The sequence below is a fragment of the Mesorhizobium sp. KACC 23794 genome, assembly GCF_052180275.1.
In the GTDB taxonomy this organism is placed as follows: domain Bacteria; phylum Pseudomonadota; class Alphaproteobacteria; order Rhizobiales; family Rhizobiaceae; genus Kumtagia.
Genome location: NZ_CP197465.1, coordinates 1,625,715 through 1,648,698, shown reverse-complemented (window position 1 = coordinate 1,648,698; position 22,984 = coordinate 1,625,715). Strand labels below are relative to the sequence as shown.

Below are 22,984 nucleotides of genomic sequence, written 5' to 3'. Positions count from 1 at the left end.
CGCTATCCGCGTTTCGTGCGAGCAGGAACGCTCCTCGAAAGGCGCGACAGCAGCGCGTTCGCCTGGGCCTCATACGGCAGCTATCGCCCAAAATTACAAATTACAACCAAATTCTGCCGCATACCTTGACATGTCTGTGACAAATACGATTAGGTGCCGACCGCGCCACTGGCGACCGTATTCTTTGGGAGGAAGAGATGAGGAAAATTCTGATCGCCTTGGCGGCGGCGCTGGTTTCGACCGCTGCCTCGGCCCAGGTGGTGAAGGTGTCGCCGCCGCGAACCATCATCGACATCGATCCGCATGGGCCGAATGCGCTGCTGCGCGAATCCGTGCTGGTGGCGCGCCAGATCTTCGAGACGCTGGTGAAGTTCGACGGCGACCAGCCGGTGCCGGTGCTGGCCGAAAGCTGGAAGCAGATCGACGACAAGACCTGGGAATTCAAGCTGCGCTCCGGCGTCAAATTCCACGACGGCACCGATTTCGATTCCGCCGACGTGAAGGCCTCGGCGGAGCGCCTGTCGAAGGCCAAGGGCGGCCTCGCCAGCCAGTGGAAAGTGCTGGAAAGCGTCGATATGCCCGACGCGCACACAGTCGTCATCCATCTGAAGAACCCGGTCGGCCCGTTCCTGCGCATCACCTCGTTCCTGTCGATAGCTCCCTCGGAAGTCGTCACCGCCAAGGGACCGGAAGAATACGGCGCGGGCGTCGTGCTGCCGGGCACCGGCCCGTTCAAGATCGAGGATTTTTCGCCGGGCGACACACTCACCCTCCAGACGAACTCCGATTACTGGGGCGAGAAGCCGAAGATCGAGGGACTGCAATTCGTCAACATCCCCGAGCAGACGGCGCGCGTCACCGCGATCCTCAACGGCGAGGTCGACATCGCCTGGGCCTTTTCCGACGACGAACTCGCCCAGCTTCGCGGCGAAAGCGCGGTCAAGGTCGACGTGGTGCCGAGCGCCACTTACGGCTATGCATGGTTCAACGCCGCCCGCAAACCGTTCGACGATGCGCGGGTGCGCCGCGCCATGTGGCATGCGATCGACACCACGAAAGTGCTGCGCGACCTGAAGCCCGAGACCGGCACACCGGCGCGCAACGTCATTCCTGAAACGGTGTTCGGCTTCACGCCGCTCGACCCCTATGCCTACGATCCGGAGAAGGCGAAAGCGCTGCTGGCGGAAGCCGGTCTGCCGGAGGGTTTTGAAACCAGCCTCCTGTTCGGCCAGAATTTTTTCCCCGGCATTTCCGACTTCGCCCAGACCTTCATCTCCTATTGGGACGCTGTCGGCGTGAAGGTGAGGCCGCTGGAGCAGGAGCGCGCTATCTTCACCCAGAATTTCCGCGAGATGAACTGGGACATGGTGCTGTCGTCCAATCCGGCCCTGACGCTGGACGCCGACTACACGGTCGGTCGGCTTTATTATTCCGAGAACAAGGAGATGAACTACGCCAATCCCGACCTCGACAAGCTGCTGCTGGCAGCCAAGGCCGAGAGCGACCAGGAAAAGCGCAAGCGGATCTATGCCGAGGCAACCAAGATCATCTGGGGTGATGCGGTCGGCATCTTCTGGGGTGATTTGAAGATCGTCTACGTGGCGCGTTCCAACGTCTCCGGCCTGCAGTTCTCGCCGATCGAGGCACCCTATCTCGCCTCGATCACCGTCAACTGAGCCGACAATCGATACGACGGCTGCCCGCTTGCTCGTGGGCAGCCGTTTTCTTTGGCAACACCTTCAATTCCACGGAGCTTTTGCATGGCCGCAGAGCCAGTCCTCGTCGACGACGGCAGATTGCACGATTATGTCGCCGACATTTTTCGCGCCGCCTCGTCGTCCGACCGCGAGGCGCGGCTGATTGCCCGGCACCTCGTCGATTCCAACCTGCGCGGCCACGATTCGCACGGCGTCGGCTCGATCCCGGTCTATGTGCGCAATCTAAGCTCCGGCGACCTGCTGCCCAACCAGTCGCTGACGACAGTCACCGAAACCGACAGTTTTCTGATCTGCGACGGCAATGGCGGCTACGGTCAGGTGATGGCGCATGACGCGATGGAAATCGGCATCTCCAAGGCGCGTGCCAACGGCGTGGCGCTGGTCGGCCTACGCAACAGCCACCATGTCGGCCGCATTGGCCACTGGGCAGAGCAGTGCGCCGCCGCGGGCCTCGTCTCCATCCACTTCGTCAATGTCGTCAGCGACCCGTCCGTCGCGCCGTTCGGCGGCGTCGCCGCGCGCGTCGGCACCAATCCCTTCTCGGTCGGCATCCCGCGCGACGGCAAGCGGCCGATCGTGCTCGATTTCGCCACCAGCAAGCTCGCGGTCGGAAAGGTCCGCGTCGCCATGAACCAGGGCAAGCCGCTACCGCCCGGCGCGCTGCTCACCGCCGACGGGCAGCCAACGACCGATCCGTCCATCCTGTTCGGGCAGCCGAAAGGCATCCTTCTGCCGTTCGGCGACCACAAGGGCTGGGGGCTGTCCTTCGTCTGCGAACTGCTCGGCGCTGCGCTGACCGGCGGCAAGACGCAGTCGGGCCCGAAGAAGCGCAACGCCACCATCAACTGCATGCTGTCGATCATCATTTCACCGGAACACCTCGGCACGGCGGACGTGCTCTCGCCGGAGATCGACACATTCGTTGGCTGGGTGCGCTCCGGCGGCAATGCCGGCGTGCTGCTTCCTGGAGACCTCGAAGCCGCGACCACGGACGAGCGCAAGGCAGGCGGCGTGCCGATCGACGCGAAAAGCTGGTCCGACATCGTCGACGCCGGCCGGCAGGTCGGCGCCGAGCCGCCCGCCGACATTTTTCGCGGCAACACGACCCTGCGGACCGGCTGATGAAGATCGCCGACGTCACCGTTACCCATTTCGAGCAGTGCGGCATTCGCGAACTCGCCTTCGGTCCGCACAACGCGCCGACGACAGGCACGTCCGTGCTCGGTCTGGTGACGCTGCGCACCGATGAAGGGCTGGAAGGTCACGCCTTCCTGGGGTCGATCACCAAATCGGCCGAACTCGACTCGTCTTCGCTCATCCAGACGCTGAAACCGATCCTCGTCGGTCGCGACCCGCTCGATCGCGAGCGCATTCATCTGGACATCTGCAAGCGCTTCCGCTCGACGACCTGGCGCTGCATCGGTGCGGTCGACGTCGCGCTTTGGGATTTGGCCGGCAAGATCGCCGGCCTGCCGATCCATCGGCTGGTCGGCGGCTACAGGACCAGCGTTCCGGCCTATGCGAGTTCCCCCGGCCATGCCGACGTTGGCGAATATGTCGAGGAAGCGCTGGAGACCAAAGCGCGCGGCTACCATGCCTACAAGATCCACCCGCCGCGAAAAGGCTGGCAGGGCGATATCGAGGTCTGCAAGGCGGTGCGCAAAGCGGTGGGAGACGACTACCGCCTGATGCTCGATTCCACCTGGATGTACACCTACACCGAGGCGCTGCGCGTCGGCCGGGCGATCGAGGAGCTGGGTTTCTACTGGTTCGAGGACCCGCTCGCCGAGGAGGACATCTACAACTGCGCAAAACTCCGGCAAAAACTCGACATCCCGATCCTCGCCACAGAATTCGCGCCTGGCGGTTTCCATGCCTACGCACCGTGGATCACGGCTCAGGCGACCGACTATCTGCGCGGCGACGTGGCCGTGAAAGGCGGCATCACCGCCTGCGTGAAGACGGCGCATCTCGCCGAGGCGTTCCGCATGACCTACGAGATCCACCACGGCGGGAATTCGCTCAACAACGTCGCCAACCTGCACGTCATGTGCGGCATTCCGAATTCGGAATTCTTCGAGGTCATCCTGCCGGACGACGTGCAGAAATACGGGCTGGTCGACGATCTGGTCGTGGACGGCAAGGGCATGGTGCGCGTCCCGGATGGACCGGGGCTGGGCGTGCAGATCGATTTCGATCTCATTCGCTCGACCGCGACGGCCGTTCTGCGCTGAGGCCGACCGGAACATCGAAGGAACAGTTTAAATGGTTTATTTGCGCGGCGTGATCGCCATGCCGTTCACTGCAGCCAGCGAGCCCGATATCGAGCGCTTGGTCAGGAAATAGCCGGACACCGGCGCGGCGTTTTCGATCGATGCTTCGCTGCACAAGCCTTAATCGTGCCCGGCGCAGCGGCCCGAAAACACCGCCGGTTCCGTCCCTTAGAACGTCACCGTCTTGTGGCCGTTGATCATGACGCGGCCCTCAAGATGCTGCTTGACCGCGCGCGCAAGCACCCGGCTTTCGATGTCGCGGCCGACCGCGACGAAATCCTCCGCCGACATCGCATGGGTAACCCGCTCGGTCTCCTGGTCGATGATCGGGCCTTCGTCGAGATCGGAGGTTACATAGTGCGCGGTGGCGCCGATCAGTTTCACGCCCCGGTCGAAGGCCTGGTGATAGGGTTTTGCCCCCTTGAAGCTCGGCAGGAAGGAATGGTGGATGTTGATGGCGCGGCCGTAGAGCCTATCCGAAAGCGCCTCGGAGAACACCTGCATGTAGCGGGCGAGGATGACCAGTTCGGCGCCGCTGTCGGCGACGAGCGCTTCCAGCCGCTCTTCCTGCGCCGCCTTGCTGTCGCGGCTGACCGGCCAGTGGTGAAAAGGAATGCCCTCCAGTTCGGCGATGCGCCGGGCGTCCTCATGGTTGGAGACGACGGCCGCGACTTCGGCATTCAGCCAGCCGACCCGGATCTGGTAGAGGAGATGCAACATGGCATGGTCGAATTTCGAGACCATGATGACGATCTTCGGCCGGCGCGCCTGGTCGAAGAGCGAGGTCGTCATGCCGAAACGGTCGATCGTCGGCTGGAGCACCCGGCCCAGCGTGGCGACCGTCGCGTCCGGCGGGCCGGCGAAGGCGATGCGCATGAAGAAGCGGTTGGTCTGACGGTCCCAGAACTGGCTGCTCTCGGCGATGTTGGCGCCGATCGCCGCCAGATCGGCGCTGACCGCCGCGACGATGCCCGGCCTGTCCTCGCAGGACAGGGTGAGGACATGCACCGGCTGGGCCAGCGTTGCCGCCGGACCGCCGCTGGCGAGGGTTTGTGCGTTCATGCGTCAATCCGTTCCATGAAGCGGGCAAGCTCGGCCGGCGCCATGTGCACCACGTGCTTGTCCTCGGGATAGGCCTTGCCGTTCACGTCGGCGACGAATTCCGAGAATGCCGCGACGCGCTCGGCTTGCAATCGATCGTATTCGGCAGCGAAATTGCGGTAAACCTTGGAATGGCGCGGCATATGGCCCCGGTTCTGGCCCAGAACGTCCTCGGCGAACAGGTACTGCGCGTCGCAGCCCATGCCGGCGCCCATGGAAAGCAGGAACAGCGAGGTGCGCCGCGAGATCGCCTCGGCCACTTCCACCGGCACGACCTCGATCTCGGCGCCGAACGCGCCGGCGGCCTCGTATTTCTTGATGGCGTCGAAGATTTCCATCGCGGTATCGGCGGTCTTGCCGACCGCCTTGAAGCCGCCGGTCCAGGTGGCGCGCGACGGGATCAGACCGACATGGCCGATGACCGGGATGGCCTCGTCGGCCATGCATTTCACCGTGGCGTAGCTGGCGCTGCAATAGACCGCGTCGGCGCCGGCCTTGTAAAGCCGGAATGCCCAGCGCACGAAATCGTCAGCGGTGCCGATCTCGTAGAAATTCTCGCCCGGCATCGAAAACAGGCTGGGCGCGGCGTCACGATATTGCGGATCGAGCAGCAGCGACGGCGGGATCGAGACGATGTCCACCCCTGCCCGCTCGGCGGCTTCAGCCTCGTCGAGCGTCATCACGCGCAGCATGGTGAGCTGGCGCTTTCCCTTCATGGCGCGAAGATCGGCAATCGTCGGTCTTTTCCGGGTCATCGGTTTTCGTCCCCCCTTGAAATCTGCCTATGCGGCCAGCAGCGCCTTGAGTTTTGCGTCGGCCGCGGCGAGTTTTTCGCGTGGCGGATACGCACGTTTGGCGATCAGCATCTCGGCCAACCTGATGTCGCGTGCTACCGAATTGCCCTGTCCGATGCCGCTGGCGGCAACGAGACGGCCGTCGGCGGCGAGATGGAACAGGATCAGCGCACCCTCCCCCATCTCGCGGCGCACTGTCTCGACGCCTTCGTCCGGCAGGCCGGCGATCTGCAGGCCGAGATCGTACTGATCCGACCAGAACCAGGGGACGGCATTGTGGGACTCGCCTGCCCCGAGCATGTTTTTGGCGGCCAGCGCGCCCTGTTCCTGGGCATTGCGCCACGCTTCCAGCCGCACCCGCCGCCCGCCATAAAGCGCCAGCGGGAACGAGCAGCAATCGCCGGCGGCGAAGATGTTTTGATCGGAGGTACGCAGATGCGCGTCGACGGCGACGCCATTGTCGATCACCAGGCCGGCCGCCTCGGCCAGCGCAACATTGGGCACGGCGCCGATGCCGATCACACAGAGATCACCTTCGACCACATGGCCGTCGGCCAACTGGATACGGACGCCGGCCACCACATCCTCGATTGCCGTGATACCCTTGCCGCAGAAGAAATGGACGCCCGCAGCCGCATGCGCGGCATGAAGGATTGCGGCGATCTCGGCCGGAACGCCGCGCATCAGGATGCGTGGCTGCGCCTCGACCACGGTGACCGGGCAGCCGCTTTTCCGGGCGGAAGCGGCGAGTTCCAGCCCGATGAAGCCGCCGCCGACGACCAGCACGCGGATACCGGCGCGCAGATGCGTGCGGATCGCCAGCGCGTCGTCGAAGGTGCGAAGATAGACGCAGCGCCGGCTGGATTCGGCCAGCGGCAGCCGGCGCGGTGACGAGCCGGTAGTAAGCAGCAGCTTGTCGTAATCGAGCGACGTGCCACCGAGATGCACGCGCTTTGCCTGCCGGTCGATGGCGCGGACTTCGGTCGAGCCGAGATGGGTGATGCCGGCCTCGGACAGGCGCTCCAGGCTTGCCACGTGCCTGGGCATGGGCTCGGCGTCGTCGGCCATCGTGTCCTTGGACAGCGGCGGGCGCTCGTAGGGGAGATGCGGCTCGGCGCCGATCAGCGTTACCGGGCCGGCAAAACCCTCCTCGCGCAATGCCAGCGCGGCGCGTGCTCCGCATTCGCCGGCGCCGACGATCACCATTCCGGCTGTGCCTTGCGAAACCACGGACGTCCCCTCCCCCGCCGCTTTTCAGCCGATCTGCACCAAAACCCTGCCCGCCTCGATCTTGACCGGATAGGTCTTGAGGTCGACACAGACCGGCGCGCGTTTCGCCTGGCCGGTCTTGTAGTTGAAGCGGCCATTGTGCTTCGGGCATTCGATGGTATCGCCCATCACCAGCCCGTCGGCCAGATGCACCTTCTCATGCGTACACAGGCCGTCGGTGGCGAAATAATCGTCGTCCGGCGAGCGGTAGATCGCGAAGGTGCGCCCCGCGTGATCGAAACGGATCACATCCTCCTCGTCGACGTCGTCCGCAGCGCAGGCTTCTATCCATTCGGCCATGTTTCGTCCCTGATCTTCTTGCTCTCGTGTGGCTCGCCGCGACTGCCTTCAAGGTCAAACGCCAAGCTGGAACACCCCTCATCCGAGCTCGCTTCGCTCGGCCACCTTCTCCCACGGGGGGAGAAGGGGGAGTTTCGCGCCGACGCCTCCGCTAACCGCCAACGTTGGAGATTAGCGGTGGCGCTAATGCACGCTCCCCCTTCTCCCCCTGTGGGAGAAGGTGGCCGAGCGAAGCGACGTCGGATGAGGGGTGTTCCAGCCTGCCGACAGACCTGAGTCTGTGAATGGCTGACGCAATGATTTTCCAGCCCATCGACCCTACTCAGCCGCTGCCGAAATGGTCAGGTCGTGAAACTCCTCCCGATACGGACGCGCCGTGGGGGGCAGCTCCCGCTTGAGGTAGAAATCCTCGTATCGAAGCTGTTTCAGCAGCACCGGCCAGACCTCCTTGTAGGCATGCCACATGGACGGGCTGGGTGCCGGCAGGTCGTGCTTGATGATCTCGTGCAGCCTCGGCAGCGCGTGGTAGGGCACCATAGGGAACATGTGGTGCTCCACATGGTAGTTCATGTTCCAGTAGATGAAGCGGCTGATGGGGTTCATGTAGACGGTGCGCGTGTTCAGCCGGTGATCGACGACGTTGTCGGCCAGGCCGATGTGCTGGAGCAGGCCGGTCAGCACCATGTGCCAGGTACCGAACAGCCGCGGCAAGCCGATCAGCATCAACGGCAGCCATGATCCCATGTGGAGCGCGGCCGCGGTGGCCGCGACATAGACCGCCATATGCCAGCGCGCCGCGGCGACCGCTTTCGGCCATTCCGATTCAGGAATGTAGCTTTTCTCGTCCGGCGACAGGTTGCCGAACGCGTTCCGCACCAGCGTCGGCAGCGAATAGCGGAAGTCGAGCAGGCCGGTGAAGGCGAGCGCCGCCTTGAGCAGGTTCGGCGGACGCATCACTGCGATCTCGGCGTCGCGCCCGACGATGATGGTATCCGTGTGGTGGCGGGCATGGCTCCAGCGCCAGGTCACCGGATTGCGCATCTGCATGAAGCTGGCGATCTGGTAGACGATGTCGTTCATCCACTGCGTCTTGAACGCGGTGCCATGCCCGCATTCGTGCCAGCGCGAGTCGCTCGACGAGGCATAGAGCACGCCGTAGACGAGGAAGAACGGCACGCACCACCAGGTGCCCCAGAACCAGATGCCCCCCGCCGCCGAGCCGAGGATTGCCGCGATCCAGATGATCGTGTCGCGGATCGCCGGCCCGTCGGAGCGCTGCATCAGTTCCTTCATCACCTTGCGGGGAACATCGGAGTGGTACCAGTCCGCCGAGGCGAGGCCGGTCTCGATCGCCCGCCTCGTGCTCTCGCCAACGAGACTGTAGTCGCGCTTCCCAACGGTTTCGGCTGCAGCCACTGCCATGACCTCCCGATGCTTGAGCGCTTCCAGGCCCGACAAAGGGCGGCGTCAACACATCCTAACACCCAGTATAGAGAGGGCGACGAAAACCCTCAATCGGCATGCTATATTTTCTATCATTTCTATCATTGTCCGCCGCGACCGCTGGGGATATGGTGCCTGACGAACCGGAGACCCAACCGCATGGCAAGACGGCCGACGATCGAGCAGCTCGCGCGCGAATCCGGCGTCAGCGTCGCCACCGTCGACCGTGTCCTCAACCGGCGGCTGCCGGTCCGCGCCGAGACGGCGCAGCGTGTCTACGAAGCCGCCCTGCGCATAGGTTTTCATGCCGCCGGCCTGATCGGCCAGCGGCTGCACGAGGAGCAGCCGGAATTGCGGCTCGGCTTCCTGTTGCTGAAGACGGATCAGCAATTCTACGGCCCCTTTGCGCAGGACATCGCCAGCGCCGTCGCCGCGTCGCAGGAATTCCGCGCATCCTGCAAGATCGATTTCATTTCCTCTCAGGACCCCGCGGAAGCCGTCTCCCGGCTGGAAGCCATGGCCGCCCATTGCGACGCGGTCGCCATGGTCGCGCCCGAGCACCCAGCGCTGACGGCCGCCGTGGAGCGGCAGAAGGAGCGCGGGGTGCCGGTCTTCGCGCTCCTGTCGGATTTCGCGCCGGCGGTGCGGCAGGCCTATGTCGGGGTGCATAACGGCAAGGTCGGGCGAACGGCGGCCTGGATGATCGCGCGCAGCGCGCGGCCGGGCAAGGTCGCGCTGTTCGTCGGTAGCCACCGGTTTCACGGGCATGAATTGCGCGAGATCGGCTTCCGCGCCTTCTTCCGCGAGGAGGCGCCCGACTTCACCGTGCTCGACACCATCGTCAATCTGGAAACGCACGAGTTGACGCACGAGGCCATGCTCGACCTCTATCGCCGGCATGCCGATCTGGCCGGCGTCTATGTCGCGGGCGGCGGATCGGGCGGCCTTGTGACGGCCCTGCGCGAGATGGACCCCGCCCGGCGCCCGGTCGCCGTCTGCAACGAGCTGACCGCCGACCGTCGCGCCGCCCTGGCCGAGAAGCTGCTCACCATGGTGATCGCCACGCCACGCGACATGATCTGCCGCGAGCTCGTGCCCCTGATGGCGGAGGCGCTGAAACCGGGCGGCAGCGCCCCGGCGCAAATCTTCCTGCCGTTCGACATCTATCTGCCCGAGAGCATCTGAACCTCTGCGGCACAGCCGGCGGTACTGAAATGCGCGTACCCATCGGAGGGGTGCCTCAACAGAACGAAGCTGCCTCTGCCCGTCCCGTTGCCTGCAGCGGAACCCGCGCCGCTCTTGCTGGTTAAGGAGGGACCCGGGCATTGCCCCGGACCGGCGAGGGTTCGATGGAAAAGCATTTCACCAAAATCGCCAACAACGTCGCCTACGCGGCCGGCAAGCCGATCACCTTCGTTGCCTGCTGCGCGATCATCGTGCTTTGGGCCGTCACCGGTCCGCTGATGGGTTTTTCCGACACCTGGCAGTTGATCATCAACACCAGCACCACCATCGTCACCTTCCTGATGGTTTTCCTCATCCAGAACACCCAGAACCGCGACGGCGCCGCCCTCCAGGCCAAGCTCGACGAATTGATCCGCAGTTCGAAGGCGAAGAACCACTTCATCGGCATCGAGCACCTGACCGAAACGGAACTGGAAGAGATTCGCAAGAAATGCGAGGAGGCGGCGAGCCGCGCGGATGCCGCTGCCGAAGAGGCCGAGGAAGCCGCCGCCTGATCCATCCGCTCAAACAAAAGCCGGCCGCGACGATGCACGGCCGGCGTGTTTCTCCGGAACTCGGAAGCCCTCAGGCACCTCCCGCCGGCTCAGTATCCCGCCTTGATCTTCTCGAACTCGGCGATCATCTTCTGCTTCAGTTCGGCCGGCACCGGCGACTGGAACAGGGTCTTGTCGACGAATTTCTCGACATTGTCGTAGCCCTTTTCAGCCAGGATCTTCGGATCGATCGCCTCCATCGCCTTGCTGTTCGCATGGCCGTAGCCCCAGTCCGACAACAGGAACTGCGCGACCGGCGGCGTGTTGATCGCGTTGAGGAAATCATAGGTCTTGTCGACGCTGCCCGGCGCCCCCTTCAGCCGGACATAACCGCAGACCCAGGTCGACAGGCCCTCTTCCGTATCCTTCTTGGCCTTGATCGGCGCGCCGGCCAGCGCCGACTGCACGCTGGCGTCGTTCCACGCCCAGGCGAGGTCGACCTCGCCGCCGCTCAGCGCCTGCACGATGTCGGTGTTGTCGGTCCAGTACAGCCTGACGTTCTTGTGCACCTCGCGCAGGAAGTCGGATGCCTGCTTGAACTGCTCGTCGGTCATGCCAGTCCAGTCCTTGAGGCCGATCGCCAGCGAGGCCAGCGCATAGGCGTCGTCGACATTGTCGCCGATCGACACGCGATCCTTGAATTTCGGATCGGCGAATGCCTTCAGCGACTGGATGTCCTTCTCGTCGACCTTCTCGGAATTGTAGGTCACCAGCGTGTTGCCCCAGTCCCAGGGCATGAACCAGGCGGTGCCGTCGGCCGTTGTGGCGAGATCCTTCATCGCCATGATGCCGGGATTTAAGTCCTTCCAGGCGGCGATCTTCGAGGTGTCCAGCGGCTCCAGCAGCCCGGCGTCGCGCCATTTCACCACGCTCTGCGAACAGGGATGCGCGAGGTCGGTCTTGAAGCCGGAGCGGATCTTCTCAAACGCCTCGTCCTCGTCGCCAAAGAAGGTGAAGGTCGGCGAATCGCCGTATTTCGTCACGTAATCCGGGTGGAATGCCTGGGCCTCGTAGCCGGACCAGTCGAAGATGATCAGTTCGGAATCCTCGGCGGCGACGATCGCCGGAAGCGAGACCGACATGGTGGCAGCGAGCGCGATGCCGAGCGTGATGCGTCTGATGCAGGCAGTCATTGTTCCATCCTCTGTAGGCTTCTTGTCATGCGATCTTGCGGGCGCGCGGCGTCTCGCGCGAAAAATGCTTCGGGAAGACCGAAGCGAGGAACTCGGCGGCTGCCTGCTGCGCGCTTTCGCGGCTCGCATTTTCCGTGCCCATCATGAGGCGCAGCCACAGGCCCTCCAGCATCGCGCTGAGACCCAGCGCCGTGGAGAAGGCGTCGAAGTCGTAGCCGCCGTCGTCCTTCAGGCGCTGGCAGAGACCGATGAAGACCTGCTGGTAGGCCTCGTCATTGGCCCCGCACAGCATCTGGTAGGTCGGTCGCGATTTCGCCTCGCCCCAGAACGCGCACCACGCAGCCAGCTTGCGCTTGTTGCAGATGGCGCGGTCGAAATCCGCCGCGACCAGCGCCGAGAGCTGCCGCGCCGGGTCGTCGCCGGCCTTCAGCAGCGCGGCCCGCCAATGCGCCGAATATTCGTCGGCCATGTATTGCAGCGTGGCGACGAGCAGCTTTTCCTTGCTCTCGAAATGGAAATTGACGATGCCGCGCGACAGGCCGGCGCCATCCGCGACATCAGCCATCGTCGTCTCGGAATAACCGCGCTTGGCAAGCGAGTCGATCGTCGCCTCGATCAACTGCTGCCGGCGCGTTTCCTTGGAGGCTTTCCGTCCGCGCTTCTCGCCATCCGCCGGCGCTTCCTTTTCGAGAGTCTTCATCGCGGACGTCGTGCTCCACATCGGCGGTCAGCCGCCAGCCGGCTTTCGGCCGCGCAAATGAGTGGGCCGGTGCTCGCCGCTGTCAAGCACCTTCTGCATGGCCTCCCAGGTGCGGATGTTCTTCTTCACATAGTCCTCGCCGACAGCCGCGACAGCGCGCGCATGCAGTGGCCCTTTGAGCCTCGCCAGTTCCAAGCGTGCCACCTCGCGATACCAGGGGTTACGGTCGGCGGTCGTCACATCGACGAATCCGGCGCGCTGCATCGCCCGCCGATAGCGTTCGGGAGAGGCCATGGCGAAGCTCAGTCCTTCGGCCGCCACATAGGCGTTCATGTCGGCGGACGGTTGACCATCATGGGAGATCAGCCAGTCGCTCGCGGCGAAAACGCCGCCCGGCTTGAGAACGCGAAAGATGTCGGCGAACAGCGCGTCCTTGTCCGGCACATGCAGAAGCGCGTCCTTGGAAAAGACCATGTCGAAGGAAGCGTCGACGAACGGCAGTTTCCCCGGCGGGGCCTGCACGAAGGTCGCGCGGTCCGACAGTCCGCGCGCTGCGGCGCGTATCCTCGCCGCACGGATCACCGGCTCTTCGATGTCGAAGCCGGTCACATGGCCAGCGTCGTGATGTTCGACCAGATGCAGCGCGATGCCGCCCGCTCCGCAGCCGATATCCAGCACCGACTTCCCCGCCAGCGGCAGCCCTTCCAGCACCCGGTCGACCTCTTCAGGGCCGCCGGGCGACAGATAACCCTCGCCCCACAACGCCTCCAGGAAACGGATGGCGATGTCGTCATATTCCGGTTCGGCGGTGTGGCCGTGGGTCATCGCGGAAAGTTAATCTCGAATGCAGATCGATAGCCGACTTTCGGCGAAAGCCTATAACAATGCTGACGAAACGCAAGCGTATTTGTTGAACATTCATTCAATATGGCTGGACAAAAAGCGACCTGCCGTGGCAGACATGTCCTCATCGAGGGACAAGAACGGACATGAAGAACTGGGACGCGATCGTTGTCGGCGCGGGCCATAACGGCCTCGTCAACGCCTGCTACCTGCAGCGCGCCGGGCTCGACGTGCTGGTCGTGGAGAAGAACGACTGGGTCGGCGGCGCGGCGGTCAGCCGCTCGCTGACGCCGGGCTTCATCTACTCCAACTGCTCCTATGTCTGCTCCCTGTTCCGCCCCGAAATCATGCGCGACCTGGAGCTTCCGAAGTTCGGCCTGCAGGTGGTCGCCTATGAAGGCGGCGCGGTGTTCACGCAGGACGGCGACTATCTCGCTAACTACCGCGACCACCACGCCCATCGCCGCGAATTTGCGCGCTTCTCCCGGAAAGACGCCGAGGCCTACGACCGCTACGCGCGCGACGTGACGCGGCAGTGCCGCTTCATCCAGCCGCTGCTGATGCGCACCGCGCCGGACCCGACCAGCTTCCGCCCGCGCGACATCGGCGAACTGCTCTATCTCGGCAAGAAATTCACGGGGCTCGGCGCACGCGAGATGGCCGACACGCTGCGCTTCTGGACCATGTCGATCTCCGATTTCCTCGACGAATATTTCGAGACCGACGTCATCAAGGCCAATTTTTCGATTTCCGGCATCATCGGCACCGCGCTCGGGCCGATGTCGCCAGGCACCGCCTATGTCCTGCTCCATCATTACATGGGCGAGGTCGACGGCTCGGTGGGCGCCTGGGGCTATGCGCGCGGCGGCATGGGCGCGATCACCAAGGCGCTCTCGGAGTCCTTCCTCGCCTCGGGCGGCACGATCCGCACCGGCGCGGAGGTCAGTCAGGTGTTGGTCCAGGGCGGCAGGGCCAAGGGCGTCGTCCTGGAAAACGGCGACGAGATCCGCGGCAATCTCGTGGTCTCCAACGCGGACGTGAAACGCACTTTCCTGAAACTGGTGGAAGAGAAGGAACTGCCGGACATCTTCCTGCGCCGCGTGAAAAATTTCCGCATGCGCGGCTCGTCCGGCAAGGTCAACATCGCACTGGATTCGCTGCCAGAATTCCCGGCCCTGCCGAAGGACGCGCCTTCCATCCGCGGAGACCTGCATTTTACCGATTCCGTCGAGCGCATGGAGCGCGCCTATGACGACTGGAAGGCAGGGCGCTGGTCGGCCGATCCGTTCCTCGACGTCATGATCCCGACCTTGCTCGATCCGACCATGACCGCGCCGGGGAAACATTTCATGAGCTGCTTCGTGCAATATTGCCCGCCCAAGGTGGAAGGCCGCGAATGGACCGATGCCGACCGCGACGCTTTCGGCGAGACGGTCATCTCCCAGCTCGCCGACTATTCCCCCGGTTTCCGTGACCGCATCGTCCACATGGAGGTGCGCACGCCGCGCGAACTGGAAGCCGAGGTCGGCCTGACCGAGGGCAACATCTTCCAGGGCGAGCTCACCTTCGACCAGTTGCTGTTCAACCGCCCGGTGCCCGGCTACGCGCAATACCGCTCGCCGATCGCCGGCCTCTATATCTGTGGATCCTCTACGCACCCCGGCGGCGGTGTCATGGGCGCGCCCGGCCGCAACGCGGCAAGCGAAATCCTGCGCGACCTGTCGCGCGGCGCCAAGCATATGAGCCCGGCCCATGACGTCATTTGACTGCATCGTCATCGGCGGCGGCCACAATGGCCTCGTCGCAGCCGCCTTCCTTGCCAGGGGAGGCCGCAAGGTGGTCGTGCTTGAGGCCGAGCCGGAGACAGGCGGCGCCGGCCGCAGCCACGAATTCGCCCCCGGCTTCCGCGTTTCCATGGCGCATCTGCTGAATCGCCTGCACCCCGAGGTGGTCAAAAGCCTCGATCTCGAAAGCCATGGTCTCAACTTTTCGCCCGCGCGCCAGATACCGAGCGTCGCCCTGTCGGCGGAAGCCGATCCGCTGGTCTTGACCGGCGCCTATGGCGAGCGCTTGGAGGGCGTCTCTCCGTCCGGCGCGAAGGAATGGGCCGATGTGCGCGCGCAATTGTTCCGCTATGCCGGCATCATGAAGCCCCTGCTTGCCCGCCGTCCGCCGGCGCTGGGCGGCATGGCGCTCGCCGAAACCGCGGCCTTCGCCATGACCGGCCTTTCCCTGAAACGCCTCGGCAAGGAGGACATGCGCGATTTCCTGCGCGTGCTGCTGATGAACGTCGCCGACTTCGTCGACGAAGGCCTTTCCGACGACCGCCTGAAGGGTCTGCTGGCCTTCGATGCCGTGCTCGGCAGCCATCTCGGGCCCCGCTCGCCGACCTCGCTGCTCGGCCTCTACAATCGTCTCACCGGCGAGACCGGCGGCGTGCCCGGCGGCCAGCTTGCACCGGCGGGCGGCATGGGCGCGGTCATGGCGGCGATCCGCGCCGCCGCCGAAAAAGCCGGCGTGACCGTCCGCACCGGCGCGGCCGTCAGGGCGATCACCGTCGACAACGGCCGTGCCGCCGGCGTCGTCCTGGACGACGGCGAGGCGATCAAGGCCGCCACAATCGTTTCGGCGATGAACCCGCGCACGACCTTCATCGACCTTGTCGGCCCGCGCCATCTCGACACCGGTTTCGTCAGGCGGGTGCAGAACATCCGCATGAAGGGCGACGCGGCAAAACTGCACCTCGCGCTCGACCGCACCCCCGAATTCACCGGCCTGCCGCTGGAGTACCGGCGCGGCCGGCTGGTCATCGCGCCGTCGACCAACTACGTCGAAAATGCCTTCAATCCGGCGAAATACGGAGAATTCTCGCCGGAACCGGCGATGGAGATCACGCTTCCCTCGCTCGACGATCCGTCGCTCGCGCCCGCCGGCGCCTGCGTGCTGTCGGCAACCGTCCAATACGCGCCCTATGCGCTGAAGGAAGGCTGGGACAGCGGCAAGCCGAAATTCCTGGAAGCGACCCTCTCCGTGCTGGAACGCCATGCGCCCGGCATCCGCAAGACGGTCCTGCACGCCGAACTTCTCACACCCGCCGACATCGAGAAGAAATACCGCATGCCCGGCGGCCATTGGCACCATGGCGAATTGCAGGCCGACCAGATGCTGATGTCACGCCCCGTCTTCGGCGCCGAGGGCTACGACACGCCGCTTCCCGGCCTGTTCCTCGCCGGCTCTGGCTCGCACCCCGGCGGCGGCATTTCCGGCGTGCCCGGCACGAACGCGGCAAGGCGTGTGCTGGGGATGAAGGGATGACGACAATGGCCCCTTCCGCTGTTTCCGCACAGTCCCGCCTCGCCCTCCATCCGCATTTCCGCAAGCTGAAGCTGGAAACGCCGTTCCAGCCGCGCCTCGATGCGCTCAACCTGCAGCAATCCTGGTACGACTGGGCCGGCTACAAGGCTCCATCGGCCCTCTGGGACGAGGAACTCGAATATTTCGCCATCCGCAGCCAGGCGGCGGTGTTCGACATCTCGCCGATGGTGAAGTACCGCATCGAAGGGGCCGGCGCGGAGGCTTTCCTCGACCGCCTCACCCTGCGCGACGTGACAAAGTTGAAACCCGGCCGCGTCCACTACACCGCCTGGTGCGACGACGACGGTTTTGTGCTCGACGACGGCACGCTGTTCCGGCTGTCGCAGACACGTTTCCGCCTCTGCTGCCAGGAACGGCATCTGCCCTGGCTATTGGACAGTGCGCTCGGCTACGACGTCTCCATCGAGGAGGAGACGGAGGCCGTCGCGGGTCTCGCTTTGCAAGGCCCGACCTCATGGTCCGTCCTCAATGCAGCCGGTTTTGCCGGCGCGGAACTGCTAAAACCCTTCGACATCGCCACCTTCCCGCACGAGGACGGCGCGGTGATGATCTCCCGCACCGGCTTCACCGGCGACCTCGGCTACGAGCTTTTCGTCGATGCCGGAAAGGCCCTGTCCCTCTGGGACCGGCTGTTCGAAGACGGAAAATTATTCGGAATCCGTGCAATCGGCTATCATGCTCTCAACACCGCCCGCATCGAGGCGGGGCTGATCGTCGCCGGCGCCGACTTCACGCCCGCCGAACACGCCATACGCGCCGACCGTGTCCGCATGCCCGACGAGATCGGCCTGGGTTTCATGATCGACCTGAAGAAGGGCCATTTCAACGGCCGCCGCGCTATCGAGAAGGCGCGGGCCGTCGGCGGTCCGGCCCATGTGCTCGTCGGGCTGGAGATCGAAGGCAACGTGCCGGCCGAGCATGCCATCGTCTATCACCGAAAAACCCGCGAGGTCGGCCTGGTCTCGGCGGCGATCTGGTCGCCGCTGGCCAAGCGCAACATCGCCATCGGCAGCCTGCAACGCGCCTATGGCAACGAAGGCGCGAGCGACCTCTGGGTGGAGATCTACGCAATGCGCGAGTTGCAATACGTCAAGCTGATGAAGCGGGCGAAGATCGTGCCGCGGCCGTTCGTCAAGCTGGAACGGCGCACCGCGACGCCGCCAGGACGATTTTGAGATGCCTGCTTCCGACGACAAACCGAGCCGGCCGCCGAGCGCCGACGAAACCTCAAGGACGGGTGCTCCTCCAAAGGATATAAAGCCGGGCAGCCTTGTCGAAGCCGAACAGCCTTGCACGTCGATCGAAGCCGAGATCGCCGAGCAGTGGGAACTGGTCAACACCCCGCTGGGCGAACCGTGGTCCGGCCGCACCCGCTATGCCGCCGCCATGTCCTTCCACCAGCGCGGCGACATGAACGCCGACACGCTGGAGGTCTATCGCCTCTGCTCGCGGCTGGATGGCGAGGACCCGCTATCGATCATCCGCCAGCGCGGCGTGGGGAAGGCTTGGTTGGAACGCATAAAGAGGAAGGGATGAGGATCGCCCGGGCGGCTTCTAGAGGAATCCAGGAAAGTATAAGCATGTATACTGGCTTCTTGATATACAAGCATAAATCCGATACAAACCTTCAATGGATCCTGTACGCAACCCCTTCGCACCGGGCGCCGGTTCGCAACCTCCCGAGCTTGCCGGGCGTGACCAAATCATTGCGGATGCGACCATTGCGCTTCAACGCGCCATTCGGGGTAGGCATAGCCGCTCACAAATTCTCCTCGGACTACGGGGGGTCGGCAAGACAGTGCTTCTCAACAGGATCGAGGAACTGGCGGAAGCGAACAATCATCTCACGTCGCTGATCGAGGCCCCGGAAGGCCAGAAGCTCTACGATTTGCTCTATCCCAGATTGGTGCAGGTTCTTCGAAAGCTGTCGGTTCTGGAAAAATCCAAGGCGACGGCGCACAACGCGCTAAGGGTGCTTCGCAGCTTCGCCTCGGCGTTTAAAATTCAAATAGGGGACGTTTCGATAGCTGTCGATCCGGAACAAGGCGTGGCCGACAGCGGTAATCTAGAATACGATCTGCCGGAACTGTTCGTCAGTATCGGCGAAGCTGCAAAATCCGCGGGCCGGGGTTGGACCTTGTTGATCGACGAGGTTCAATATCTGCGAGAGGCTGACCTGTCGGCGTTGATCGTGGCTATTCATCACTGCAATCAGAAGAATCTGCCCGTGCTTTTTTTTGGCGCGGGTCTGCCTCAAGTGGCCTCACTGACCGGAGACGCGAAATCCTACGCCGAGCGACTTTTCAGCTATCCTTCCGTAGGGGCGCTGGACGCACCTGCTGCAGCAGCCGCGATCAGGAATCCGATAGAAGAAGAAGGAGAGGCCATAGCCGATGATGCCCTCGCGCAGATCATCGCCGAGACGCACGGATATCCCTACTTTCTCCAAGAATGGGGATATCAATCTTGGGAGGTTGCGGACAAATCACCCATCAATGTCACCGACGTCAACGTCGCTTCAGTCAAGGCCATCAAACGGCTTGACGATGGATTTTTCAAAGTCCGCTTTGACCGCCTGACAAGAAAAGAGCGAGACTACGTTATCGCAATGGCCCGTCTCGGCGATGGTCCGTATCGATCTTCGGATGTCGCGGAAGTGATGGGTGAGAAGGTGCAGAGCCTCGGTCCCGTGCGGGCAAGCATCATTCGCAAAGGAATGATCTATAGTCCATCCCACGGGGACATCGCCTTCACGGTCCCGCTTTTCGAAGATTATCTCAACCGTGTCTTTAATAATCGGTTGATGAAAGAGTTTGACGACCCGCTCCCACCGCTCGATGACGCTGAGTGAATTCGGGACGCCACGCAGGTGCGGCCCTCTGTGGAAGGACGCACCTCAGGCTGGCGGCTCGCTGTTCCCGCCGGCGTCACATCGCCGGCTGGGCCTCGATCGTCCGCAACGCCTGCGCCTGCCGCTTGGCGGCCGCCTTCACCGCGTCCTGCACCTTCTCGAAGGCGCGCACCTCGATCTGGCGCACGCGCTCGCGCGAAATGCCGAACTCTGAGGACAGGTCCTCCAGCGTCAGCGGCTCCTCCTCGAGGCGGCGCGCCTCGAAGATGCGGCGCTCGCGCTCGTTGAGCACCGACATGGCGCCGGCCAGCATGCCGCGCCGGTTTTCCAGCTCGTCCTGCTCGATCAGCACCGCTTCCTGGCTGTCGTGGTCGTCCACCAGCCAATCCTGCCACTCGCCGCTTTCGCCTTCGGTGGCGCGGATCGGCGCGTTGAGCGAGGCGTCGCCGGAAAGCCGGCGGTTCATCGAAACCACCTCTTCCTGCGAGACGTTGAGCCGTGTCGCGATCTCGGCGATCTGGTCGGGCTTCAAGTCGCCCTCTTCCAGCGCCTGGATCTTGCCCTTCACCTTGCGCAGGTTGAAGAACAGCCGCTTCTGGTTGGCGGTCGTGCCCATCTTCACCAGGCTCCACGAACGCAGGATATATTCCTGGATCGACGCCTTGATCCACCACATCGCATAGGTGGCCAGCCGGAAGCCGCGCTCGGGCTCGAACTTCTTGACGGCCTGCATCAGGCCGACATTGCCCTCCGAGATCACCTCGCCGATCGGCAGGCCGTAGCCGCGATAGCCCATGGCGATCTTGGCGACGAGCCGAAGGTGGCTGGTGACGAGCTTGTGGGCCGCGCCGGTATCCTCATGCTCCTGATACCGCTTGGCGAGCATGTACTCTTCCTGCGGCTGAAGCATCGGGAAACGGCGGATTTCTTCCAGGTAGCGGGAAAGCCCGCCCTCTCCGGAAACGATACTGGGTAGTGTCTGGGCCATGATAGCGCCCTCCTCTCTTCGAATTGCCCCCTGATCAAGGCGGGCATGTGGCGCCGCTGCATTTCCGCCGGGCGGCGCCAAACAGATTTATATAGGAACAAAACGCGAAAATACAGCTTTTGTTCAACCCGAAACAGTGTGTCACGCTTAAGTGAACAACGGTGAGCAGGTATCCGTTAGATACCGCGAAACACTTCAAGAAGTCTAGCGAAATCGGCAGGCGCCGGCTTTTCAAAACGCATGACCTCGCCGGTCACGGGATGGCGGAAGGCGAGCAGCCAGGCGTGCAGCGCCTGGCGCGGAAAGGAGTTCACCACTGACCGCGCCGGCTCCGGCAAGCGGTTCGCCTTGGTGCGGAAGCCGATGCCATAGTCGCGGTCGCCGACCAGCGGGTGGCCGATATGCGCCATGTGGACCCGTATCTGATGCGTCCGCCCGGTCTCCAGCCGGCATTCGAGCAGCGCCGCCTGCACACCGCCGCCAACCTCGCCGAAGCGCTCCAGCACGGAAAAATGCGTCACGGCGTGACGGGCATCGTCACGCCCTTCCGGCACGACGGCCCGGCGCACCCGGTCCGATGCACGGCCGAGCGGCGCATCGACGGTGCCGCTCATGCGCGACGGGATGTTCCAGACCAGCGCCAGATAGGCGCGCTCCAGGTCGCCGTCGCGGCCATGGTCGGCAAAGGCCTCCGACAGCGCCTTGTGGGCGCGGTCGGTCTTGGCCGCCACCATCACGCCGGACGTATCCTTGTCGAGCCTGTGCACGATGCCCGGCCGCCGCACCCCGCCAATGCCGGAAAGGCTGTCGCCACAGTGATAAATCAACGCGTTGACCAGCGTGCCGGTCCAGTTTCCGGCGCCGGGATGCACGACCAGCCCGGCCGGCTTGTTGACGACGATCAGCTCGTCGTCCTCGTAGAGAATGTCGAGCGGGATGTTTTCGCCCTGCGGCTCGGCCCGCTCGGGCTCGGGCAGAACGACCTCGACCGTTTCGCCCGCCGCCATTTTCCGCTTCGGCTCGGTCACAGCCAAGCCGCCGACCGTGACGGCGCCCTGCTTTATGAGCGCCTGCAGGCGGCTGCGCGAAAAATCGCCGCCGAGGGCCGCCGCCAGCCACTGGTCGAGCCGCTGCCCCACCGCATCCTCGCCGGCGGTAAGCCCTTTCCTAAAGCCACCGGCTTCGTTATCAGGATCGCCCATCGCCAGCCCGGAATGTTGCATGATACGGCCCAAATTCGACGACGAGGAGGAAAAGCCGCTCGACCCCGCGGTCGAGAACGTGCGGAAAAAGCTCGTCCGCTTCGTCGCGATCAATCTCGGGCTTCTGTTCGTCGCCCTTATGGCGGTCGTGGCGGCTATTGTCTACAAGACCCGCAGCGAGGCTCCGGCAGTCGTCGAAGCGCCGGCTTCCGACATTCCCGCACCGGCCGGCGCCGTTCCCGTGCCCGCCGGCACCGTGCTGGAAGGCGAGATCGCATTGCCCGCCGGCGCAAGGATCGTCTCGCAGTCGCTGTCCGGCAGCCGCCTGTCGCTCGGCCTCGAACTGCCGGGCGGCTCACACGCCATCTACCTCTACGACCTTGCCGAACGCCGCATCGTCGGCCGCTTTACCGTCACCTCGAAATGACCGAACCCACGCCTTTGTCCCCGCAAAGGAAAATAACCACGGTCACGCTGGTCGTCGCCGGCTATGACGAGGCCATCGCCTGGTACTTGCAGAAACTCGGTTTCACGCTGTTCGAGGATGTCGATCTCGGCGGCGGCAAGCGCTGGGTCACAATCGGCTCGGAAAATGGCGGCGTACGCCTGCTGCTGGCCGAGACGACCGACGACGACCAGCGCGCCCGCATCGGCGACCAGACCGGCGGCCGCGTCTTCCTGTTCCTGGAGACCGACGATTTTTCCCGCGACCACGCCGCGATGCGCGCCGCCGGCGTCACGTTCCGCGAAGCCCCGCGCCACGAAGCCTATGGCACGGTCGCGGTCTTCGCCGACCTCTACGGCAACCTGTGGGACCTGATCGAGCCGAAGCGCTGACGCCTGTTTCCAACCAGCCGGCCGCGGCGAAAAAGCAATGGCGGCAGGTTGCGAAGGACGGCCACACCGGCACTTCGAACGATCCCGGCCGATCCGCTCGAAACCCGGTTGCTTTTTCCAGAAGCCCGGAATAGATACGGGCTTCTGGTCACGCGCCCATCGTCTAGCGGTTAGGACGGCGCCCTCTCACGGCGCAAACAGGGGTTCGATTCCCCTTGGGCGTACCAGTAAAATCAAAGCATTTGGCCATATAGCTGACCCTAGTCGAACGAGCGCCGTGATTGGCCGCAGGGATGCCGCCACATAGGACTGGCCACATGCTGCGGCCATTCGCGATCAGCGGGGTTTATTGAAACGCATTTTCTCCGTGCCGGCCACC

The 22,984-nt window shown here is 64.0% G+C and carries 22 protein-coding genes and 1 tRNA gene; 13 read left to right on the top strand and 10 right to left on the bottom strand.

Going from position 1 to position 22,984, the window contains the following annotated elements:
* Positions 1 to 197 precede the first annotated feature (197 nt).
* From ACSBOB_RS08185 to ACSBOB_RS08175, 3 genes are all read left to right on the top strand, one after another.
* On the top strand, positions 198 to 1,676 hold the full coding sequence (locus ACSBOB_RS08185) for an ABC transporter substrate-binding protein (protein ID WP_442581942.1): 1,479 nt from the start codon (positions 198 to 200) through the stop codon (positions 1,674 to 1,676).
* 84 nt (positions 1,677 to 1,760) lie between these two features.
* Entirely contained in the window at positions 1,761 to 2,840 is a 1,080-nt protein-coding gene (locus tag ACSBOB_RS08180) for a malate/lactate/ureidoglycolate dehydrogenase (RefSeq protein ID WP_442581941.1), read from the top strand.
* The gene (locus ACSBOB_RS08175; protein ID WP_442581940.1) at positions 2,840 to 3,952 is read left to right on the top strand and encodes an enolase C-terminal domain-like protein; all 1,113 of its coding nucleotides are present in this window, start codon (positions 2,840 to 2,842) and stop codon (positions 3,950 to 3,952) included. Before ACSBOB_RS08180 ends, ACSBOB_RS08175 begins: the two co-directional genes overlap by 1 nt.
* A gap of 207 nt (positions 3,953 to 4,159) precedes the next feature.
* On the opposite strand, the gene purU is transcribed toward ACSBOB_RS08175, so the two are convergent.
* The 5 genes from purU to ACSBOB_RS08150 form a co-directional block, all read right to left on the bottom strand.
* Entirely contained in the window at positions 4,160 to 5,053 is an 894-nt protein-coding gene (gene purU / locus ACSBOB_RS08170) for a formyltetrahydrofolate deformylase (RefSeq protein WP_442581939.1), read from the bottom strand.
* The gene (locus ACSBOB_RS08165) at positions 5,050 to 5,847 is read right to left on the bottom strand and encodes a 3-methyl-2-oxobutanoate hydroxymethyltransferase (protein ID WP_442581938.1); all 798 of its coding nucleotides are present in this window, start codon (positions 5,845 to 5,847) and stop codon (positions 5,050 to 5,052) included. The genes purU and ACSBOB_RS08165 overlap by 4 nt, the downstream gene beginning before the upstream one ends.
* A gap of 27 nt (positions 5,848 to 5,874) precedes the next feature.
* Complete coding sequence (locus tag ACSBOB_RS08160; protein WP_442583677.1) at positions 5,875 to 7,092, bottom strand: NAD(P)/FAD-dependent oxidoreductase; 1,218 nt, start codon at positions 7,090 to 7,092, stop codon at positions 5,875 to 5,877.
* A gap of 48 nt (positions 7,093 to 7,140) precedes the next feature.
* Positions 7,141 to 7,455 (bottom strand): MocE family 2Fe-2S type ferredoxin, encoded by a 315-nt coding sequence (locus tag ACSBOB_RS08155; protein ID WP_442581937.1) that lies wholly within the window; start codon positions 7,453 to 7,455, stop codon positions 7,141 to 7,143.
* A 318-nt stretch (positions 7,456 to 7,773) separates the two neighbouring features.
* Complete coding sequence (locus tag ACSBOB_RS08150; RefSeq protein ID WP_442581936.1) at positions 7,774 to 8,877, bottom strand: fatty acid desaturase family protein; 1,104 nt, start codon at positions 8,875 to 8,877, stop codon at positions 7,774 to 7,776.
* Between the two features lie 180 nt (positions 8,878 to 9,057).
* On the opposite strand from ACSBOB_RS08150, the gene ACSBOB_RS08145 reads away from it, so the two are divergent.
* On the top strand, positions 9,058 to 10,083 hold the full coding sequence (locus ACSBOB_RS08145; protein WP_442581935.1) for a LacI family DNA-binding transcriptional regulator: 1,026 nt from the start codon (positions 9,058 to 9,060) through the stop codon (positions 10,081 to 10,083).
* Between the two features lie 164 nt (positions 10,084 to 10,247).
* Positions 10,248 to 10,637 (top strand): low affinity iron permease family protein, encoded by a 390-nt coding sequence (locus tag ACSBOB_RS08140; RefSeq protein ID WP_442581934.1) that lies wholly within the window; start codon positions 10,248 to 10,250, stop codon positions 10,635 to 10,637.
* 89 nt (positions 10,638 to 10,726) lie between these two features.
* On the opposite strand, the gene ACSBOB_RS08135 is transcribed toward ACSBOB_RS08140, so the two are convergent.
* Genes ACSBOB_RS08135 through ACSBOB_RS08125 form a run of 3 tightly spaced genes read right to left on the bottom strand, consistent with a single transcriptional unit; the run spans position 10,727 to position 13,334 of the window.
* A complete protein-coding gene (locus ACSBOB_RS08135) occupies positions 10,727 to 11,809 on the bottom strand; it encodes an extracellular solute-binding protein (protein ID WP_442581933.1) in 1,083 nt (360 codons plus the stop codon).
* 25 nt (positions 11,810 to 11,834) lie between these two features.
* Positions 11,835 to 12,530: a transcriptional regulator BetI gene (gene betI / locus ACSBOB_RS08130; RefSeq protein WP_442581932.1), complete on the bottom strand. Its 696-nt coding sequence runs from the start codon at positions 12,528 to 12,530 to the stop codon at positions 11,835 to 11,837.
* A 6-nt stretch (positions 12,531 to 12,536) separates the two neighbouring features.
* The gene (locus ACSBOB_RS08125; protein WP_442581931.1) at positions 12,537 to 13,334 is read right to left on the bottom strand and encodes a methyltransferase domain-containing protein; all 798 of its coding nucleotides are present in this window, start codon (positions 13,332 to 13,334) and stop codon (positions 12,537 to 12,539) included.
* 164 nt (positions 13,335 to 13,498) lie between these two features.
* On the opposite strand from ACSBOB_RS08125, the gene ACSBOB_RS08120 reads away from it, so the two are divergent.
* From ACSBOB_RS08120 to ACSBOB_RS08100, 5 genes are all read left to right on the top strand, one after another.
* The gene (locus tag ACSBOB_RS08120) at positions 13,499 to 15,118 is read left to right on the top strand and encodes a phytoene desaturase family protein (RefSeq protein ID WP_442581930.1); all 1,620 of its coding nucleotides are present in this window, start codon (positions 13,499 to 13,501) and stop codon (positions 15,116 to 15,118) included.
* Complete coding sequence (locus ACSBOB_RS08115) at positions 15,105 to 16,667, top strand: phytoene desaturase family protein (RefSeq protein ID WP_442581929.1); 1,563 nt, start codon at positions 15,105 to 15,107, stop codon at positions 16,665 to 16,667. Before ACSBOB_RS08120 ends, ACSBOB_RS08115 begins: the two co-directional genes overlap by 14 nt.
* Positions 16,668 to 16,672: 5 nt before the next feature.
* The gene (locus tag ACSBOB_RS08110; protein ID WP_442581928.1) at positions 16,673 to 17,902 is read left to right on the top strand and encodes an aminomethyltransferase family protein; all 1,230 of its coding nucleotides are present in this window, start codon (positions 16,673 to 16,675) and stop codon (positions 17,900 to 17,902) included.
* A 124-nt stretch (positions 17,903 to 18,026) separates the two neighbouring features.
* A complete protein-coding gene (locus ACSBOB_RS08105; protein ID WP_442583676.1) occupies positions 18,027 to 18,263 on the top strand; it encodes a hypothetical protein in 237 nt (78 codons plus the stop codon).
* Between the two features lie 94 nt (positions 18,264 to 18,357).
* Complete coding sequence (locus ACSBOB_RS08100; protein ID WP_442581927.1) at positions 18,358 to 19,578, top strand: AAA family ATPase; 1,221 nt, start codon at positions 18,358 to 18,360, stop codon at positions 19,576 to 19,578.
* Positions 19,579 to 19,654: 76 nt separating this feature from the next.
* On the opposite strand, the gene rpoH is transcribed toward ACSBOB_RS08100, so the two are convergent.
* Both rpoH and ACSBOB_RS08090 read right to left on the bottom strand, forming a co-directional pair.
* Positions 19,655 to 20,566 carry an RNA polymerase sigma factor RpoH gene (gene rpoH / locus ACSBOB_RS08095; protein ID WP_442581926.1) on the bottom strand — a complete coding sequence of 304 codons (912 nt, stop codon included), beginning with the start codon at positions 20,564 to 20,566 and terminating at the stop codon, positions 19,655 to 19,657.
* Between the two features lie 176 nt (positions 20,567 to 20,742).
* A complete protein-coding gene (locus ACSBOB_RS08090; RefSeq protein ID WP_442583675.1) occupies positions 20,743 to 21,768 on the bottom strand; it encodes an RluA family pseudouridine synthase in 1,026 nt (341 codons plus the stop codon).
* 19 nt (positions 21,769 to 21,787) lie between these two features.
* Between ACSBOB_RS08090 and ACSBOB_RS08085 the strand changes: the two genes are divergently transcribed.
* From ACSBOB_RS08085 to ACSBOB_RS08075, 3 genes are all read left to right on the top strand, one after another.
* A complete protein-coding gene (locus ACSBOB_RS08085) occupies positions 21,788 to 22,195 on the top strand; it encodes a fimbrial protein (protein ID WP_442581925.1) in 408 nt (135 codons plus the stop codon).
* Positions 22,192 to 22,605, top strand: coding sequence for a VOC family protein (locus ACSBOB_RS08080; RefSeq protein ID WP_442581924.1), 414 nt, complete (start codon positions 22,192 to 22,194; stop codon positions 22,603 to 22,605). The genes ACSBOB_RS08085 and ACSBOB_RS08080 overlap by 4 nt, the downstream gene beginning before the upstream one ends.
* Before the next feature lie 152 nt (positions 22,606 to 22,757).
* Positions 22,758 to 22,832: transfer RNA gene (locus ACSBOB_RS08075), tRNA-Glu, on the top strand.
* Positions 22,833 to 22,984: the final 152 nt, after the last annotated feature.

Coding starts and splice junctions, on each gene's coding strand:
- ACSBOB_RS08185 (WP_442581942.1), top strand. CDS start 198: ATGAGGAAAATTCTGATCGCCTTGGCGGCGGCGCTGGTTTCGACCGCT.
- ACSBOB_RS08180 (WP_442581941.1), top strand. CDS start 1,761: ATGGCCGCAGAGCCAGTCCTCGTCGACGACGGCAGATTGCACGATTAT.
- ACSBOB_RS08175 (WP_442581940.1), top strand. CDS start 2,840: ATGAAGATCGCCGACGTCACCGTTACCCATTTCGAGCAGTGCGGCATT.
- purU (WP_442581939.1), bottom strand. CDS start 5,053: ATGAACGCACAAACCCTCGCCAGCGGCGGTCCGGCGGCAACGCTGGCC.
- ACSBOB_RS08165 (WP_442581938.1), bottom strand. CDS start 5,847: ATGACCCGGAAAAGACCGACGATTGCCGATCTTCGCGCCATGAAGGGA.
- ACSBOB_RS08160 (WP_442583677.1), bottom strand. CDS start 7,092: ATGGTGATCGTCGGCGCCGGCGAATGCGGAGCACGCGCCGCGCTGGCA.
- ACSBOB_RS08155 (WP_442581937.1), bottom strand. CDS start 7,455: ATGGCCGAATGGATAGAAGCCTGCGCTGCGGACGACGTCGACGAGGAG.
- ACSBOB_RS08150 (WP_442581936.1), bottom strand. CDS start 8,877: ATGGCAGTGGCTGCAGCCGAAACCGTTGGGAAGCGCGACTACAGTCTC.
- ACSBOB_RS08145 (WP_442581935.1), top strand. CDS start 9,058: ATGGCAAGACGGCCGACGATCGAGCAGCTCGCGCGCGAATCCGGCGTC.
- ACSBOB_RS08140 (WP_442581934.1), top strand. CDS start 10,248: ATGGAAAAGCATTTCACCAAAATCGCCAACAACGTCGCCTACGCGGCC.
- ACSBOB_RS08135 (WP_442581933.1), bottom strand. CDS start 11,809: ATGACTGCCTGCATCAGACGCATCACGCTCGGCATCGCGCTCGCTGCC.
- betI (WP_442581932.1), bottom strand. CDS start 12,530: ATGTGGAGCACGACGTCCGCGATGAAGACTCTCGAAAAGGAAGCGCCG.
- ACSBOB_RS08125 (WP_442581931.1), bottom strand. CDS start 13,334: ATGACCCACGGCCACACCGCCGAACCGGAATATGACGACATCGCCATC.
- ACSBOB_RS08120 (WP_442581930.1), top strand. CDS start 13,499: ATGAAGAACTGGGACGCGATCGTTGTCGGCGCGGGCCATAACGGCCTC.
- ACSBOB_RS08115 (WP_442581929.1), top strand. CDS start 15,105: ATGACGTCATTTGACTGCATCGTCATCGGCGGCGGCCACAATGGCCTC.
- ACSBOB_RS08110 (WP_442581928.1), top strand. CDS start 16,673: ATGGCCCCTTCCGCTGTTTCCGCACAGTCCCGCCTCGCCCTCCATCCG.
- ACSBOB_RS08100 (WP_442581927.1), top strand. CDS start 18,358: ATGGATCCTGTACGCAACCCCTTCGCACCGGGCGCCGGTTCGCAACCT.
- rpoH (WP_442581926.1), bottom strand. CDS start 20,566: ATGGCCCAGACACTACCCAGTATCGTTTCCGGAGAGGGCGGGCTTTCC.
- ACSBOB_RS08090 (WP_442583675.1), bottom strand. CDS start 21,768: ATGGGCGATCCTGATAACGAAGCCGGTGGCTTTAGGAAAGGGCTTACC.
- ACSBOB_RS08085 (WP_442581925.1), top strand. CDS start 21,788: ATGATACGGCCCAAATTCGACGACGAGGAGGAAAAGCCGCTCGACCCC.
- ACSBOB_RS08080 (WP_442581924.1), top strand. CDS start 22,192: ATGACCGAACCCACGCCTTTGTCCCCGCAAAGGAAAATAACCACGGTC.